Genomic DNA, 17,217 nt, shown 5'->3' with positions numbered 1-17,217 from the left:
AAAAGATAGAATACTAAAGATATGTATCAATTCTCAGGTAAATTAAAAACATTTTCATTAGCCCTAATAGCATTAGGTTTAATAGGAATTGTAATAAGTTTTGCTTCTGCTCCATCTACAATAGATGAGGCTAAGGAAATTATTGCACATCAATCTTCTCATGGAGATGATCATGCTAATACTCATGAAGATGTAAAAGAAACTCATCAAAGCACTGATGCTCATCATTCTCAGGAAGATGCTCATCATTCTGAAGTAAAAAAAGAACACCATGTAGAAACTGCTCATGGTGAACATCATGATGATGCTCATGCAGAACACGTTTTACATCAATTACAAAATAAACCTTGGTCTGCTTTATATGTTTCTTTGTTTTTCTTTTTAGGAATTTCATTATTAGTTTTAGCATTTTATGCAGCACAAAGAGTAGCACAGTCTGGTTGGTCTATTGTTTTATTCAGAGTGATGGAAGCAATAACGGCTAATTTAGTGCCAACTTCTATTGTTATGTTAATTGTAGTTATAGCTGCTGCTATGCACATGAACCATATGTTCCCTTGGATGGCTGAAGGTGTTTTTACTGTTGGACATGAAAACTATGATCCAATTGTAGATGGTAAGTCTTGGTGGATTAATTTACCAGGTTGGACAATTAGAAGTATTGTTTATTTAGCTATATGGAATGCTTACAGATGGTTTATACGTAAAAACTCAATTAAGGAAGATACAGCAAATGATAACAATAAAACATTTAAGTTAAATTATAATGTATCTGTAGGATTTATTTTCCTATTTATGTTAACAGAATCTATGATGTCATGGGACTGGATTATGGGGTTAGATCCTCATTGGTTTTCAACGTTATTTGGTTGGTATGTATTAGCAAGTTTATTAGTAAGTGCATTAACAGTTATTGCCTTTGTAACAATTTATTTACGTTCAAAAGGTGCTTTACCAGCTGTTAATGATAGTCATATTCATGATTTAGCTAAATTCATGTTCGGTTTCTCAGTATTTTGGACGTATTTATGGTTTGCTCAGTTTATGTTAATATGGTATGCTGATATTCCAGAAGAAACAACATATTTCGTAGCAAGATTTAATGAGTACAAATTACCATTTTTAGCAATGGTTGTAATGAACTTTGTATTCCCAATTTTATTATTATTAAATAGTGACTTTAAGAGCATGCCTTGGTTTGTTTTAATAGGGGGTGTTGTAATCTTAGCAGGTCATTATGTAGATATTTTTGTAATGGTTATGCCAGCAACAGTTGGTGCTCAATGGTCTTTTGGTATACCTGAATTTAGTGCTTTACTTTTCTTCTTAGGAATCTTTATATATACAGTGTTTAGTGCTTTTGCAAAAGCTAACCCTTTACCAAAAGGTAATCCGTATTTAGAAGAAAGTACACATTTCCACTATTACAATATTGAACATAGAGGAGAAGGATCAGATCATCATTAATAATAAGATTTAAACAAATAAGAAAAGATATATATGCTAGCTCTATTTTATATTTTTATAGGTGTTGCAATAGGTGTAAGTGTTTGGCAAATTACTAGAATTTTAAATTTTAGAGGTGTTATTGCTAACGATGAAGACAATGCGAAACAAGGTAAAAATGCAATTTATTTTATGGTTTTTTTATATGCCATAATGATTTACTGTTTAATTGCTTTAAATGTATTAATGTTACCTGAATCTGCTTCAATTGAAGGAGAACATGATGATAGATTATTCAATATTACTTTTTGGTTAATTGGTATTGTTCAGTTTATTATGCAATTTTTAATTTTCTTTTTTACTTTTAAGTATAGAGGAAATAAAAACAACAAAGCAAAATTTTATGCTGATAGTCATAAACTAGAGTTAATCTGGACAGTTACTCCTGCAATTGTTTTAGTTGGTTTAATAGGTTATGGTCTTTGGCAATGGAATAATGTTATGGATTTATCTGATGATGATGCTATTGTTATTGAAGTATACTCTCAGCAATTTAGATGGGATGCACGTTATGCAGGAGAAGACAATGCTTTAGGAAGAGGAAACGTAAATTACATTAAAGGTATTAACACAATGGGTGTTGATATGAATGATAAAAATGCTCTTGATGATAAGCAAGTAACAGAATTATACTTACCTAAAGGAAAGAAAATTCATTTCCAATTTAGATCTCAAGACGTATTACATTCAGCTTATATGCCTCACTTTAGAGCACAAATGAACTGTGTTCCAGGTATGGTTACAGAGTTTGGTTTTACACCAAAATACACTACTGAAGAAATGAGACAGCAATCAGAAGTTATTGCTAAAACAAAAGGTATTAATAAAATTAGAAATGCTAAAGGAGAAGATCCATATGAATTTGATTACTTATTATTATGTAATAAAATTTGTGGTGCATCTCATTATAGTATGCAAATGAAAATTACAGTTGTTGAGCAAGAAGAATATGATAAATGGATTGCAGAACAACCTACATTAGCTTCAGTTATTAAATAAATAAAAAATTAAGACACTACAAATAAATAGATTATGTCAGAACATCATCATAAAGAAACATTTGTAACAAAATATATTTTTAGTCAAGATCATAAAATGATTTCTAAACAGTTCTTAGTAACTGGTATGTTTATGGGAATTATTGGTGTATTTATGTCTATGTTATTCCGTATGCAAATTGCATGGCCAGAAGAATCGTTTTCATTGATTGAAGCCTTTTTAGGGCCTCATCAAACAGATGGAGTAATGAACCCAGATATGTATTTAGCATTAGTTACAATACATGGTACAATTATGGTATTCTTTGTACTAACTGCTGGTTTAAGTGGTACTTTTTCTAACTTATTAATCCCATTGCAAATTGGTGCTAGAGATATGGCATCTGGTTTCTTAAACATGGTATCTTACTGGTTATTCTTTATTTCAAGTGTAATTATGGTAATTTCTTTATTTGTTGAAGCTGGTCCAGCATCTGCAGGATGGACAATTTATCCACCTTTAAGTGCATTGCCACAAGCAATTCCAGGTTCTGGTGCAGGTATGACATTATGGTTAGTTGCAATGGCAATATTTATTGCATCTTCTTTAATAGGTTCATTAAACTATATTGTAACAATATTCAATTTAAGAACAAAAGGAATGAAAATGACTAGATTGCCTTTAACAATGTGGGCTTTCTTTATTACAGCAATTATTGGTGTTGTTTCTTTCCCTGTATTATTATCAGCAGCATTATTATTAATTTTTGATAGAAGCTTTGGTACATCTTTCTACTTATCAGATATTTTTATATCAGGAGAAGTTTTACATTATCAAGGAGGTTCACCAGTGTTATTTGAACACTTATTTTGGTTCTTAGGTCACCCAGAGGTATATATTGTATTATTACCTGCATTAGGTATTACATCAGAAATTATTTCTACACACTCTAGAAAACCAATTTTTGGATATAGAGCAATGATAATGTCAATTATGGCAATTGCATTTTTATCTACAATTGTTTGGGGGCACCACATGTTTATTTCTGGTATGAATCCTTTCTTAGGGTCTGTATTTACATTTACAACCTTATTAATTGCAATTCCTTCTGCTGTAAAGGCATTTAACTATATAACCACATTATGGAAAGGTAATTTGCAGTTAAACCCAGCAATGCTATTTTCTATTGGTTTAGTATCAACTTTTGTAACAGGTGGTTTAACAGGGTTAGTTTTAGGAGATTCTGCTTTAGATATTGCTATTCATGATACTTATTTTGTAGTTGCTCACTTTCACTTAGTAATGGGTGTATCTGCAATATTTGGTATGTATGCTGGTATTTATCATTGGTTCCCTAAAATGTATGGTAGAATGATGAATAAAACAATGGGTTATTGGCACTTCTGGATTTCTATAATATGTGCTTATGGTGTATTTTGGCCAATGCATTTTATAGGTTTAGCAGGTTTACCAAGAAGGTATTATTCTAATACAGCTTTTCCAATGTTTGATGATTTAGCAGATGTAAATGTTGTAATTACAATCTTTGCTTTAATTGGAGGAGCAGGACAATTAATATTTTTAGCAAATTTCTTTATCTCTATATACAGAGGTAAAAAAGCAACACAAAACCCTTGGAATTCTAACACTATAGAATGGACAACTCCTGTTGAACATGTTCATGGAAACTGGCCAGGTAAAATTCCTGAGGTACACAGATGGGCTTACGATTATAGTAAAAGAGTAGACCCTAATGATGATGATAGTGATTATTTACATGGACAAGACTTTGTATTACAAACAACGCCTTTATTAGATGGTGAAGAGCCTTCTTAAAATAAATAATTATAATATATTAAAACCTTTCCAAATTTTGGAAAGGTTTTTTGTTTTGTAACAAAAGCTACATTTAATCTGATTCAAATTCTCTTATATTTGTATATATGAATGAAAACTTAAATCCTGAAAACACAAATTTATCAAATGAGGATCTAGATGTAGAAAAAAAATTACGTCCACTTACTTTTGATGATTTTACAGGACAAGATCAAGCATTAGAAAATTTAAAAATATTTGTAGAAGCTGCTAATCAAAGAGATGAAGCTTTAGACCATACTTTGTTTCATGGACCTCCAGGTTTAGGTAAAACAACCTTGGCTCATATTTTGGCAAATGAATTACAAGTAGGTATTAAAGTTACTTCTGGTCCAGTTTTAGACAAACCAGGAGATTTAGCAGGTTTACTCACTAATCTTGATGAAAGAGATGTTTTATTTATTGATGAAATTCATAGATTAAGTCCTATTGTAGAAGAGTATTTATATTCTGCTATGGAAGATTACAAAATTGATATTATGATTGAATCTGGCCCAAATGCTAGAACAGTTCAAATCAATTTAGAACCTTTTACTTTAATTGGTGCAACAACTCGTTCAGGATTGTTGACAGCACCAATGAGAGCACGTTTTGGAATTAGTAGTCGCTTACATTATTATTCAACAGAACTATTAACTACTATTATACAAAGAAGTTCTCATATTTTAGGAGTACCCATTTCTATGGAAGCAGCAATAGAAATTGCTGGTAGAAGTAGAGGAACACCTAGAATTGCAAATGCTTTATTAAGAAGAGTTCGAGATTTTGCACAAATAAAAGGTGATGGTACAATAACCATACAGATTGCAAAATATGCTTTAAAAGCATTAAACGTAGATGCTCATGGTTTAGATGAAATGGATAACAAAATTCTAGAAACCATAATTGATAAATTTAAAGGAGGGCCTGTAGGAATTAGTACAATTGCAACAGCAGTATCAGAAAATACAGAAACTATAGAAGAAGTTTACGAGCCTTTTTTAATTCAGCAAGGTTTTATAATGCGCACACCTAGAGGAAGAGAAGTAACAGAATTAGCTTATAAACATTTAGGAAGGACAAAGGGTAGAAATCAAGGTGAACTATTCTAGATTTTAGAAAAAAGATAGCTTATTCATCTATAGAAGGTTATTGTTAAACATGAATATAAAAAAAGTAATACCTATTTTAGAATGGTTACCTAATTATAATGCTTCTCATTTTAAAGGTGATTTATTAGCGGGTATAACTGTGGGTATTATTTTAATTCCACAGGGTATTGCATATGCTTTAATTGCAGGTTTGCCACCAATTTATGGTTTATACTGTGCTTTAGTGCCACAAGTTATGTATGCTATTTTTGGCTCTTCTAGACAAGTAGCAATTGGTCCTGTAGCTATGGATTCTTTAATAGTAGCAACAGGTGTTTCTACATTAGCATTAGCAGGTTCAGAAAGTTATATTGCCATAGCAATATTATTGGCTTTAATGGTTGGTGCCATACAATTAATATTAGGAATTTTTAGTTTAGGTTTTATAGTAAACTTCTTATCAAAACCAGTAATAACTGGGTTTACATCTGCAGTAGCTTTAATAATTGGGTTAAATCAATTTAGAAATTTATTAGGTGTAGATTTTTTACAGAGTGACCAAATTCAGTATGTTTTAGAAGATATTTGGTTGCAAATTTCTGATTTTAATTATCATACAACAATCATAGGATTAATTTCTGTTATTGTAATAATAACCTTCAGAAAAATCAATAAAAAAATTCCAAATGCATTGATTGTAGTTATCATCGGAATTTTAATTATGAAATATTTTGGTAAGTCTTTTAATGATGTATCTATTGTAAAAGACATTCCATCAGGTTTGCCTGTTTTTGGTTTTCCAGAATACGATTTAGATCAAATTAAAGAATTATTACCAATAGCTTTAACTTTGGTAATGGTAGGTTATTTAGAAACCATTTCAATTGGTAAATCTTTAGAAGCCAAACAAGATGAATATAGAATAAGACCCAACCAAGAATTAATTGCATTAGGTTTAGCAAATATGGTAGGTTCTTTATTTAAAGCTTACCCTACAACATCTAGTTTTTCACGTTCTGCTATAAACCAAGAAAGTGGCGCAAAAACAGGAATGGCAGCATTAATTTCTGTACTTATGGTAATATTAACTTTATTGTTTTTAACTCCATTATTTTATCATTTACCAAAAACTGTATTAGCAGCAATTATTATAGTTGCCGTATTTAATTTGATAAATTTTAAAGAAGCTACATTTTTATGGAGAGCAAATAATTTAGATTTCTGGTTAATGATTTCTACTTTTTTAGCAACACTTTTACTGGGCATAGAATTCGGAATTATGGTAGGTGTAGGTTTGTCTTTAATCGTATTAATATATAGAACATCTAGACCTTATACTACAGAGTTAGGCAAAGTACCTGACTCAAACTTTTATCGAAATAAAAACCGTTTTGAAGAAGTAATTATAGAAGATGATATTTTAGTTTTTAGATTTGATGCACAAATATTTTATGCAAATTCAAGTTACTTTAGAGATAATTTAGACATAAGAGCTGCTAAAAAAGGAGATGCATTAAAATTGATTGTACTAGATGCAGAAAGCATTAATAGAGTAGATAGTACTGGAGTAGAAATGCTAAAAGAACGCATTAAATTTTATCAGAAAAAAGGAGTTAAATTTTATTTTGCAGGTGTAAAAGGTCCTGTTAGAGACGATTTATTTAGAAGCGGAATTTTACAAATTATAGATATCAATCATTTTTTTATGAGGTCTAACCAAGCTGTAAAATTTTATAAAACTGGAGATAGGAAACATCAAGAAAAATATGCAAAATATATTCATCAAGCATATAAGTAACTGATAAATATCATTTAAAAAATAGAAACTCAAAAGTAATTTTGAGGATTAATGAAAGTTGAATTTAAGATTATGATAATAGAACAAATTTATACAGGTTGTTTAGCACAAGGCGCTTATTATGTAGAAAGTAATGGAGAAGTTGCTATAATAGACCCTTTAAGAGAAGTCCAAAGTTATATTAAAAGAGCAGATAATAATAACGCAAAAATTAAATATATTTTTGAAACACATTTCCATGCAGATTTTGTGAGTGGTCATGTAACTCTAGCAGAAAAAACAGGAGCTAAAATTGTTTATGGCCCAACTGCTAAAACAAGTTTCGATGCTTTAATAGCAGAAGATAATCAAGTATTTAAATTAGGTGATATTACAATTACAGTTTTGCATACTCCTGGGCATACAATGGAAAGTACCTGCTATTTACTAAAAGATAAAAATGGAAAAGATTATGCACTTTTTAGTGGTGATACTTTGTTTTTAGGTGATGTTGGTAGACCAGATTTAGCACAAAAAGGAGATATTACAGAAAAGGACTTAGCAGGTTTTTTATACGATAGTCTAAGAACTAAAGTAATGACGTTAGCTGATGATGTTATTGTTTATCCAGCACATGGAGCTGGTTCTGCTTGTGGTAAAAACTTAAGTAAAGAAACTGTAGGTACAATTGGCAATCAAAAAGAAACCAATTATGCATTAAGAGCAAACATGACCAAAGAGGAATTTATAAAAGAAGTTACAGATGGTTTATTGCCTCCACCAGCTTATTTTCCTTTAAATGTAAAATTGAATAAAGAAGGTTATAAAGATATAGAAGATGTTATAAAAACATCAGCAAAACCTTTATCAGTAAAAGATTTTGAATTAGTAGCTAATACAACAGATGCTATTATTTTAGATGTACGCCATCAATCAGAATTTATAAAAGGATTTATTCCTCAATCTATTTTTATTGGTGTAGATGGTGGTTTTGCACCTTGGGTTGGTGCATTAATAAAAGATATTAATCAACCAATTTTATTAGTATCTCCACAAGGTAGAGAAGAAGAAGTAATAACTCGTTTGTCTAGAGTTGGGTTTGATAATGTTTTAGGGTATTTAGAAGGTAGTTTTACTTCTTGGCAAGATGCTGCTAATGAAATCGATACTTTATCATCTGTTTCTGCGGATGTTTTAGAAGATAAAATAAATAATAATGCCACTGTTTTTGATGTTAGAAAACCAGGTGAATATGACAGTGAGCATATAGAAAATGTACCAAGTACACCATTAGATTTTTTAAATAATCATATAACCGAGTTTCCAAAAAAAGGAGATTTCTATGTGCATTGTGCAGGTGGTTATCGTTCAGTAATTGCAGCATCCATATTAAAAGCACGTGGTTTTCATAATGTAATTGATGTTACAGGTGGTTATGCAGCAATTAGAAATACAAATATTAAAAGAACAGATAAAGCTGTTTGCCCAACAACTTTAAAATAATAAAATGAGGCCTATTTTTTGTTTAATAATAGTAAGTCTGTTTTTTGTAAATTGTAATGCACAAGTAGTAATAAAAACAATAACTACTAAAGAATTAAAAACTTTATTAGAGCAAGACAACATCCAATTAATGGATGTTAGAAGTCCGAAAGAAATTAAAGAAGGTTTTATACAAACTGCAAAATTTTCCAATTATTTTGATGACAATTTTTATGAAATAGCAACAAAACAATTAGATAAAACCCAACCAGTTTATTTGTATTGCAGATCTGGAAACAGAAGTGGAAAGTCAGCAAAAATTTTACAAGAAAAAGGTTATGAAGTTTACAATGTTTTAGGCGGATATAATCAATGGAAAAAAGAAAATTAGAAATTATGAAAGCAGAAATTAAAATAGAAAACTTAAAATGTGGTGGTTGTGCAGCAACTATTAAAAAAGGAATTTTAAGTATAACAGGTGTAAATGAAATAAATATTGATGTAGAAAAATCACTTGTTTTAGTAACATCAGAAAAAGAAAACTTAGAAGAAATAAAATTAAAATTATCTAAACTAGGTTATCCAGAAGTTGGTGATAAAAATACAGTTTTACACAAAGCCAAATCTTATGTAAGTTGTGCAGTAGGTAGAATAGATTCTTAGAAAAAATCAAAAATAAAAAAGAGGGTAAAAACGTTATAAACAAAAGTTTTTATCCTCTTTTTTTATTAATTTAGTTTTATGAAAAAAATAGTATTAGTAGCCCTTTTTATTGTAAGTTTTGTAAACGCCCAAGAAAAAATACCATTTATAGATTACGATGAAATTAGACTTGAAATAGAAGAAAGTAATAAAGAAAACAATCATCAAAAAACTATTGACCTTATTAACAAAATTAATAAGAACGACTCTGTTTATTATCCACTTTTAACCTCTAAATCTTATTATTTATTACAACTAAATAAGTTTGATGAAGTAATTAAAGTTGCAGATCAAGGAATAAAAGCAGACCATAAAACTTCTAAACTGTTTTTTTACACCAATAAAGGTGTGGCACTTACCAATTTAAAAAAGTATGATGAAGCTTTAGAAACCTATAATAAAGGTATTAAAATTTACCCTAAAAACTATTTATTATGGTTTAATAAAGGGGTTGTTTTAGAAACTCAAGGTAAAATTAACGAAGCTTTAGAAGCTTATAAAGAAACTATAATCTTAAACCCATTATTTAAGAAACCACATTTACAAATTGGTAATATTTTTTACAAGCAAAATAGGTTAACACAAGCTTTAATGGCATTTAACCTTTATATTCTTTTAGAACCAGATGCAGAAGGCAATTTTTCTATTTTACAAAATTTAAACAATACTGTTGTTGCAAAAAATGCAAATGTAAAAAATGAAGATTTACAACTTACAGATGCAGATGATGCTTTTGAAGATATAGATTTAATCTTAAATAGTAAAGTAGCTATTAATGCTGATTATGAAACAGGTAACCCGATAAACATTGCGTTAACAAAACAGAATCATGCAATGATTCAACAATTAAAAGATTTTGAAGGTAATGGAGGTTTTTGGGAGAAAAAATATGTGCCATTTTATAATTGGATTTTAAATGATAATCATTTTAACGATTTTACTTACACAATTTCTTTTTCAATAGAAAATGAAGAATTTAAAGAAATTGTTGACAAAAAATCTCAAGACATCATCGACTTTTTTAAACTTTTCAAAAATAAATGGATAGAAATTATAGCTAAAAATACCCTAACTATAAATGGCGAAAAACAAGAGGTTTTTTACGAATATGGAGATGGAGAGGTAAATGCTTTGGGTAAAAGACTCAACAATAAACCTGTTGGAGAGTGGACGTTTTATGATGGTTATGGACAATTATCTACCACTGGTTTTTATGATAACAAAGGTAATAAAACAAGTAAATGGCTGTGGTATAATAGTTCAGGGGAATTAAAAGAAACAGCTACCTACAAAAACGGAGTTTTAGAAGGCCAAAACACAATGTATTATGATAATGGAAAAGTACAAATAGATGCTTCTTTTAAAAATAATGATTTAACTGATAAATATGAGTTTTACAATAGCAGAGGTGCTTTAACACAGAAAAAATATTTTAAAGAAGGTTTGTTAGATGGTATTTATCAATCTTATTTTAACGTTGGTCAAGATTTATTAGAATTTAAAATACCTTATGAAAAAGACTTAATAGAAGGCGAAGCTTTAGAGTATTATGCAGATGGTACTTTATATGCCAAATCAGATTATATTAATGGTGTTTTAAGTGGTAAAAGAACAGTTTATCATTACAATCAAAAAGTTTCTTCTGAGGCAGATTATGTAAATGGTGCTTTAAATGGTAGTTATAAAACCTATCATTCTAATGGACAAATTTTTGAAGATGGGCAAGGAGAAAAAGGGGCGTATTCTGGAACATGGAGAACATATTACGCAAATGGAACTTTACAAAGTGAGTTCGATTATAAAAAAGGTAAACTAAATAATGTATATGTTTTTTATGATACTGATGGCAAATTATTCTACGACTATTTATACAATAGAGGAGAGATTATTGCATATACATATTACAAAAAAGACGGTTCAGTTTTAAGTAAAGGAATTAAAAAAGATGATCAATTTAATTTTGTAGGCTATTCACCAACTGGTAATGTAGTTTCTAGAGGTTTATATGATATTGAAGGAGGAAAGCTTGGCGAATGGAAATTTTATTCGAATAATGGCGTTTTAAATGCTAAAGGTACTTATGATGAAGACGTAACTGTTGGCGATTATTTTACGTATTACAAAAACGGAAATTTAGAAAGTATTACGCCTTATAATTACGATGTTGTAAATGGTTATTATGCTGCATATTATAAAAACAAACAGTTAAATGTACAAGGTTGGTATAAGAAAGGAAATCAACATGGTGAGTGGAGATATTATTACAAAGATGGTACAGCTCAGTCTATAAATTTTTATAACAGATCTCAATTACATGGGCAGCAAAAATACTATGATCCTAAAGGGAAACTGAATAGTATATTATATTACGAATATGGTAAATTAATAGAGGAACAGTATTTTGATGAAGAAGGTAAAGCAACCCAAAAAATAATATTTGCATCAGAAAACAAAGAAAATGTTTTAACTAATTTCTATGCAAATGGTAAACCACAAACTACCATTACTTATGTAAATGAGGTAAAACACGGAATTTATGCAGGTTATTATTTTAACGGAAAGGTAAAAACAACTGGTAATTATGTAAATGGAGAGCAAAATGGACTTTGGACCTGGTTTTACGAAACTGGAGAAGTAGAAAGTAAAACCACTTATTTAAATGGAAAAATAAACGGAAAATCTCAAAATTTCTACAAAAATGGTCAGTTAGAATCTGATTATACTTACGAAAACGGAAATCAAGTAGGCACAATAATTCATTATTACGAAGATGGTGTTATAGAAACTTCAACAGAATATGAGTTGAATGAATTAAATGGTAGAAAAGAATTTTACGATCCTACAGGTAAATTACAATTAATTAGGTTTTATAATTATGGCACATTAATTGGATACAGTTACAAAGATAAAACTGGTGCAGAATTACCAATGATTCCATTAAAAAATGAAACTGGTAAAATCAGTGCATTTTATAGCAATGGTAAGCCTTCAAAAATAATGGAATATAAAAATGGAGATTTAACAAATAGCTATAAATCTTACTTTTTTAATGGTAAAATTGAAGATGAACTTACCTATAAATATGATGATATGGAAGGCATCAGAAAAGAATATTTTATGAATGGTAAGTTAAAAGAAACCATTGTTTATAAAAATGGAGAGAGAAATGGTAAATACACACTTTATTACAAAAATGGATCAAAAAAAGAAGAAAGCAGTTACGTTAATAACATTCTACATGGTACTAGTTTGTATTATAATGAGTCAGGGAAATTAATAATGAAAAAGAAATACGTTAATGGTACAGTACAAAATGTCGAAAATTTATAAGTTACAATTCATTTTTTTCTTATTTACTGTAAGTACAATTTCTGCTCAATTTTCAGAAGAATTTAATACATATAGTAAATTATATCCAGAAAATTCTAGAGTAAGGTTGTTACAAGAAACCGTAATTAAAATAACTCAAGAAGATGATAAATTAATAATTCTTGAACAAAATAAAGAAGAAGATTTATACTTAAATGAATCTGCAACTTACAATTCTAAAAGCAGTGTAAGTTCATCTTTCTTTTTTGAACTTAACGAAATTAATGCATCCTCTTATACTTTCGAAAACGGAAAATATGTAGAGTCTAAAGTAGAAAAATTCACAGAAAAAGATGAATTGAATGATTCTTTTTACGACGATTCTAAGACTTTAAGTTTTATATATCCGAAGTTAAAAAAAGGATCAAAATCAGTTTTAGAATATTCTCAAAATATTAAAAATCCGCGTTTTTTAAGTCCTTTTTTCTTTGGTGATTATTTTCCGATCATAAATAATAAAGTAACCATTATTGCAGATAAAGGCATTGAATTAAGTTTTAAGGAGTTTAATACTACAAACGCAAACATTAAATTCACTAAAGAAGAAAAACGTAAGAAAACTATTTATACTTGGGTTTTAGAAAATCAAAATGAATTTGAGTACGAATCTGGTACACCAAGTTACACTACTATTTTACCACATATAGTGCCCATAATTAATTCTTATAAAGTAAAAAAAGAAACTAAAAAATTATTGGGCGAAGTTTCTGATTTATACAATTGGTATTATTCTTTGGTAGAAAATGTAAATAAAGAAGCCCCAGATCCTGCTTTAGTAAATATTGTAAATACAATAACTAAGGATAAAAATACGGACTTAGAAAAAGTAAAAGCCATTTATTATTGGGCGCAAAAAAACATAAAATACATTGCTTTTGAGTATGCTTTAGGAGGCTTTATTCCAAGAGAATCTAATGAGGTTTTTAGAAAAAAATATGGCGATTGTAAAGACAATTCTAGCATCCTTTTTAAAATGTTAGAAATTGCAGGTGTAAAAGGAAATTTAACTTGGATTGGTACAAGAAGTATACCATACACTTACCAAGAAGTGCCAACTCCTGTTGTAGATAATCATATGATTTTATCTTACGAAGAAAATGGAAAAACGTATTATTTAGATGCTACAGGTAGGTATATAAAATTTGGTTTACCATCATCATTTATACAAGGTAAAGAAGCTTTGGTTTCATTTGGTAACGAGTTTAAAGTTAAAACAGTGCCTGTGGTTGATGCTAAAGAAAATGCAATTATAGACAGCACAACTATCAATATAAAAGAAGATGTTTTAGTTGGTAATTCAATTACGCATATTACTGGTTATCCTAAAATAAATTATTTTAATTCTTTAGAGAATATTAACTCAGAATCTAAATTAAAAGGTTTTTATAATGCCAGATTTATCAAGGGAAATAACAAGTTTTTAATCAATAAATTAGAAGAAATTAATAAGTATGATTATGATGAGGATTTTATCATCAATTACGATTTTGAGATTAAAAATTACTTTAAAAAATTAGGAGACGAAATTTACATCAACCTAAATTTAAACAAAGATATTTCTGCTTTAAAAGCCGATAAAAAAAGAGAATATGCCATAGAATATGATTTTAAAAGGTACCAAAGTTATGTTACCAAATTCAATATTCCAGAAGGTTATAAAGTAGATTATATGCCAGAAAATGTAAGTTTTTCTGATGATTTAATTACCTGTACAATTTCTTATGAGTTAAAAGAAAGTGTGGTTTTTTACAAACAAGATATCGAATTAAATTTTTTAGTTTTAACCAAAGAACAACAAACAGAATTAAATAAATTGATTAAAAAAATAGAAAAACAATACAAAGAAATTATAGTTTTAAAGAAACAATAAAGTACTATGAAAAAACACATATTTAGCCTAATTTTATTCGTTACAACCTTAGTTAATTTTGCGCAAACCATTCCTTTTTATAAAAGTTATGATTGGGAAGAAAATCCGGCACATAATGTAGATAAAACTAGTAATGAGAATTTAATTGCACTTAAAGAAAAAATTGTAACAGAGTTTCATTTTGAAGAGCAAGCTTTGGTAGAATATTTCTTAGAACATAAAATTTTATGGTTAAATTCTGATGATGCAATTGAGGAATTTAATAAAATCTATTTACCTTTTTCTTCGGATTCAGAATTGCAAATAAACAAAGCCAGAGTTATAGATACAGAAGGTAAAATCATCAATTTAGATGAATCTAAAATACTAACTGCACAAGATGAAGAAACAGGCAGACAATACAAGTATTTTGCTTTTGAGGGGATTACAAAAGGTAGTTTTATAGAGTATTTATATGTAGTTAAAAAAGACCCAGCTTATATGGGTAAAAAGCTAAATATTCAAGACGATTATGCTAAAAATAAAATTGAGTTCGATTTACTTTCTCCCTCTAATTTAACATTTGCTTTTAAGAGTTTTAATGGTTTACCAGAAGTAAAACAAGACACTTTAACAAAAGATAGATTTCACTATAAATTATACCTAAAAGATCTTAAAAAATTAGATAACGAATACCTTTCTGCCTACAATGCAGCCAAAGGTTATATCGTTTATAAGATTGATAAAAATATTGCGAATAACACTTCAGATATTGTTTCATACAGTAAAGTTTCACAGAATTTATACTCATTTTATTATCCAGAATATGAGAATAAAACAACGGGTTTAATCAGTAAATTTATCAAAGAATTAGAAATACCAGAAAATGCTGATGAAGAAACTATTATTAGAAGATTAGAATCTTATATAAAAAGCAACGTATATTCTTCTGAAGCTTATAGTGAAGAATTGCAAGATTTAGATATGGTTTTAACCAAAAAAGTGGCTAACGAAGCAGGTACCTTAAAATTATACATTTCGTTATTAAGAACTTTTAATATTAAGCACGAATTAGTTTTAACAAGTAGCAGAGATCAAATTAAGTTTGATAAAACTTTTGAAGCCAATAATTTTTTAACTGATTTTTTAATCTATTTTCCTAAATATAAGAAATATTTAGAACCATCAGCACAAGAAAAAAGATACGGTTTTCCAACTCCATTTTTAATGGATAATTATGGTTTGTTTATTAAAGAAGTTAAAATTGGTGATTATAAATCTGCAGTTGGTAAAATAAAGTATATAGAACCCGTAAAAGCAAGTGATACAGAAGATACAATGATTGTAGATATTGCTTTTAATCCAGATGATTTAACAGAAAATATCATTCATTTTGATAGATCTTTAGGAGGTTATTATGCAGGTAATATTCAACCTTTTATGCATTTTATTATTGGTGATGATAGAGATGAATTGGTAGATAATATTATAGAAAGTATTACATCAGAATTAACGATAGAAAAACGAGAAATTGTAAACGGAGAATCAGAATTATTTGGTGTTAAGCCTTTGCAATTTATTGTTGATTTTACATCAGAAGCATTTGTAGAAAAAGCGGGTAGAAAGTACTTATTTAAGTTGGGTGATATAATTGGCCCACAAATGCAAATGTATCAAGAGAAAGAGCGAGTATTGCCTTTAGAGCAAGAGTTTCATAGAAGCTATTATAGAACGATAAACATTAAAATTCCTGAAGGATATAAAATTACTAATTTAGAGGATATTAATATTGATAATTCATATTCAGAAGATGGTAAAGTGTTATTTTCTTTTAAATCTTTTTATGAATTAAATGGTGATGTTTTAAAAATTACTGCAGATGAACATTATAGAGAAAACATCATAAAAGTAGCTTTATATGAAGAATACAGAACTGTAATAAATTCTGCTGCAGATTTTAATAAAATAGTATTATTATTAGAGCCTAAATAATTAAAGTGGAATAGTTTTTGTTTCAAAACTTGAAATCGAAACTAACTTTATGACTAAAAAAATACTATTCATTGCACTTTTATATGTAGCACAATCTTTTGCGCAAGATAGTTTAAACAGGCCTTTTTTTACTGGCTCATTAAATTTTTCATTGGGTTTAAATGAAAATTATGTTTTATTTGAACCTGATGATGATGAGTACTTAATAGATTTTACTGGTTTTTATTTTAGAACTGGCTTTGGTTACGAATTTCAAAGAAAGTTTGCTGTGAGTATAAATGCGGGTTACGATTATCATAGTAGATATTCAGTGAGTGCAATACCAACTTATGGTAGTTTAAAATACAATATTACAGAAAGAGAAGATGATGCTTTTTTTGTAGAAATGAGTTATGGTAAAATGTGGAGACCATCTAACAGATATCCAGATGGCAACTATTATGGCTTTGGTATAGGTTCTCAGTTTTCTGGAGAAAATAGATGGAATCTAATTTTAAAATTAGATTTTCATAGAAAAGGAATATTTGGTTTTAAAAACAATAGAATAGATAGTTTATCCTTTGGTGTTGGTTTCTCGTTCATTTAGATTAAAAATACCGAATAAACTATCTATTGTT

General features: G+C 28.7%; 12 protein-coding genes. All 12 read left to right on the top strand.

The window, feature by feature from the left end; genetic code table 11:
- Positions 1–21 precede the first annotated feature (21 nt).
- The 12 genes from ACJJVK_RS04335 to ACJJVK_RS04280 all read left to right on the top strand — a co-directional run bounded on the left by ACJJVK_RS04335 (position 22) and on the right by ACJJVK_RS04280 (position 17,186).
- A complete protein-coding gene (locus tag ACJJVK_RS04335) occupies positions 22–1,467 on the top strand; it encodes a quinol:cytochrome C oxidoreductase (RefSeq protein WP_405563568.1) in 1,446 nt (481 codons plus the stop codon).
- 33 nt (positions 1,468–1,500) lie between these two features.
- On the top strand, positions 1,501–2,505 hold the full coding sequence (locus tag ACJJVK_RS04330; RefSeq protein WP_405563566.1) for a cytochrome c oxidase subunit II: 1,005 nt from the start codon (positions 1,501–1,503) through the stop codon (positions 2,503–2,505).
- A gap of 33 nt (positions 2,506–2,538) precedes the next feature.
- Complete coding sequence (locus tag ACJJVK_RS04325; protein ID WP_215994285.1) at positions 2,539–4,320, top strand: cbb3-type cytochrome c oxidase subunit I; 1,782 nt, start codon at positions 2,539–2,541, stop codon at positions 4,318–4,320.
- A 107-nt stretch (positions 4,321–4,427) separates the two neighbouring features.
- A complete protein-coding gene (ruvB, locus tag ACJJVK_RS04320; RefSeq protein ID WP_405563563.1) occupies positions 4,428–5,450 on the top strand; it encodes a Holliday junction branch migration DNA helicase RuvB in 1,023 nt (340 codons plus the stop codon).
- A gap of 49 nt (positions 5,451–5,499) precedes the next feature.
- On the top strand, positions 5,500–7,227 hold the full coding sequence (locus ACJJVK_RS04315) for a SulP family inorganic anion transporter (protein WP_405563560.1): 1,728 nt from the start codon (positions 5,500–5,502) through the stop codon (positions 7,225–7,227).
- Between the two features lie 72 nt (positions 7,228–7,299).
- A complete protein-coding gene (locus ACJJVK_RS04310; protein ID WP_405563558.1) occupies positions 7,300–8,709 on the top strand; it encodes a rhodanese-like domain-containing protein in 1,410 nt (469 codons plus the stop codon).
- A 4-nt stretch (positions 8,710–8,713) separates the two neighbouring features.
- The gene (locus tag ACJJVK_RS04305) at positions 8,714–9,079 is read left to right on the top strand and encodes a rhodanese-like domain-containing protein (RefSeq protein ID WP_405563556.1); all 366 of its coding nucleotides are present in this window, start codon (positions 8,714–8,716) and stop codon (positions 9,077–9,079) included.
- Positions 9,061–9,351: a heavy-metal-associated domain-containing protein gene (locus ACJJVK_RS04300; RefSeq protein WP_405563554.1), complete on the top strand. Its 291-nt coding sequence runs from the start codon at positions 9,061–9,063 to the stop codon at positions 9,349–9,351. The genes ACJJVK_RS04305 and ACJJVK_RS04300 overlap by 19 nt, the downstream gene beginning before the upstream one ends.
- A 78-nt stretch (positions 9,352–9,429) precedes the next feature.
- Positions 9,430–12,720 carry a tetratricopeptide repeat protein gene (locus ACJJVK_RS04295; protein ID WP_405563551.1) on the top strand — a complete coding sequence of 1,097 codons (3,291 nt, stop codon included), beginning with the start codon at positions 9,430–9,432 and terminating at the stop codon, positions 12,718–12,720.
- Positions 12,704–14,629, top strand: coding sequence for a DUF3857 domain-containing protein (locus tag ACJJVK_RS04290; protein WP_405563549.1), 1,926 nt, complete (start codon positions 12,704–12,706; stop codon positions 14,627–14,629). Before ACJJVK_RS04295 ends, ACJJVK_RS04290 begins: the two co-directional genes overlap by 17 nt.
- A gap of 6 nt (positions 14,630–14,635) precedes the next feature.
- Positions 14,636–16,600: a DUF3857 domain-containing protein gene (locus ACJJVK_RS04285; protein WP_405563547.1), complete on the top strand. Its 1,965-nt coding sequence runs from the start codon at positions 14,636–14,638 to the stop codon at positions 16,598–16,600.
- Between the two features lie 49 nt (positions 16,601–16,649).
- Positions 16,650–17,186 carry a hypothetical protein gene (locus ACJJVK_RS04280; protein ID WP_405563544.1) on the top strand — a complete coding sequence of 179 codons (537 nt, stop codon included), beginning with the start codon at positions 16,650–16,652 and terminating at the stop codon, positions 17,184–17,186.
- Positions 17,187–17,217: the final 31 nt, after the last annotated feature.

It is taken from the genome of Polaribacter sp. Asnod6-C07 (genome assembly GCF_045063625.1).
In the GTDB taxonomy this organism is placed as follows: domain Bacteria; phylum Bacteroidota; class Bacteroidia; order Flavobacteriales; family Flavobacteriaceae; genus Polaribacter; species Polaribacter vadi_A.
This window is presented reverse-complemented; position numbering and strand designations above follow the sequence as displayed.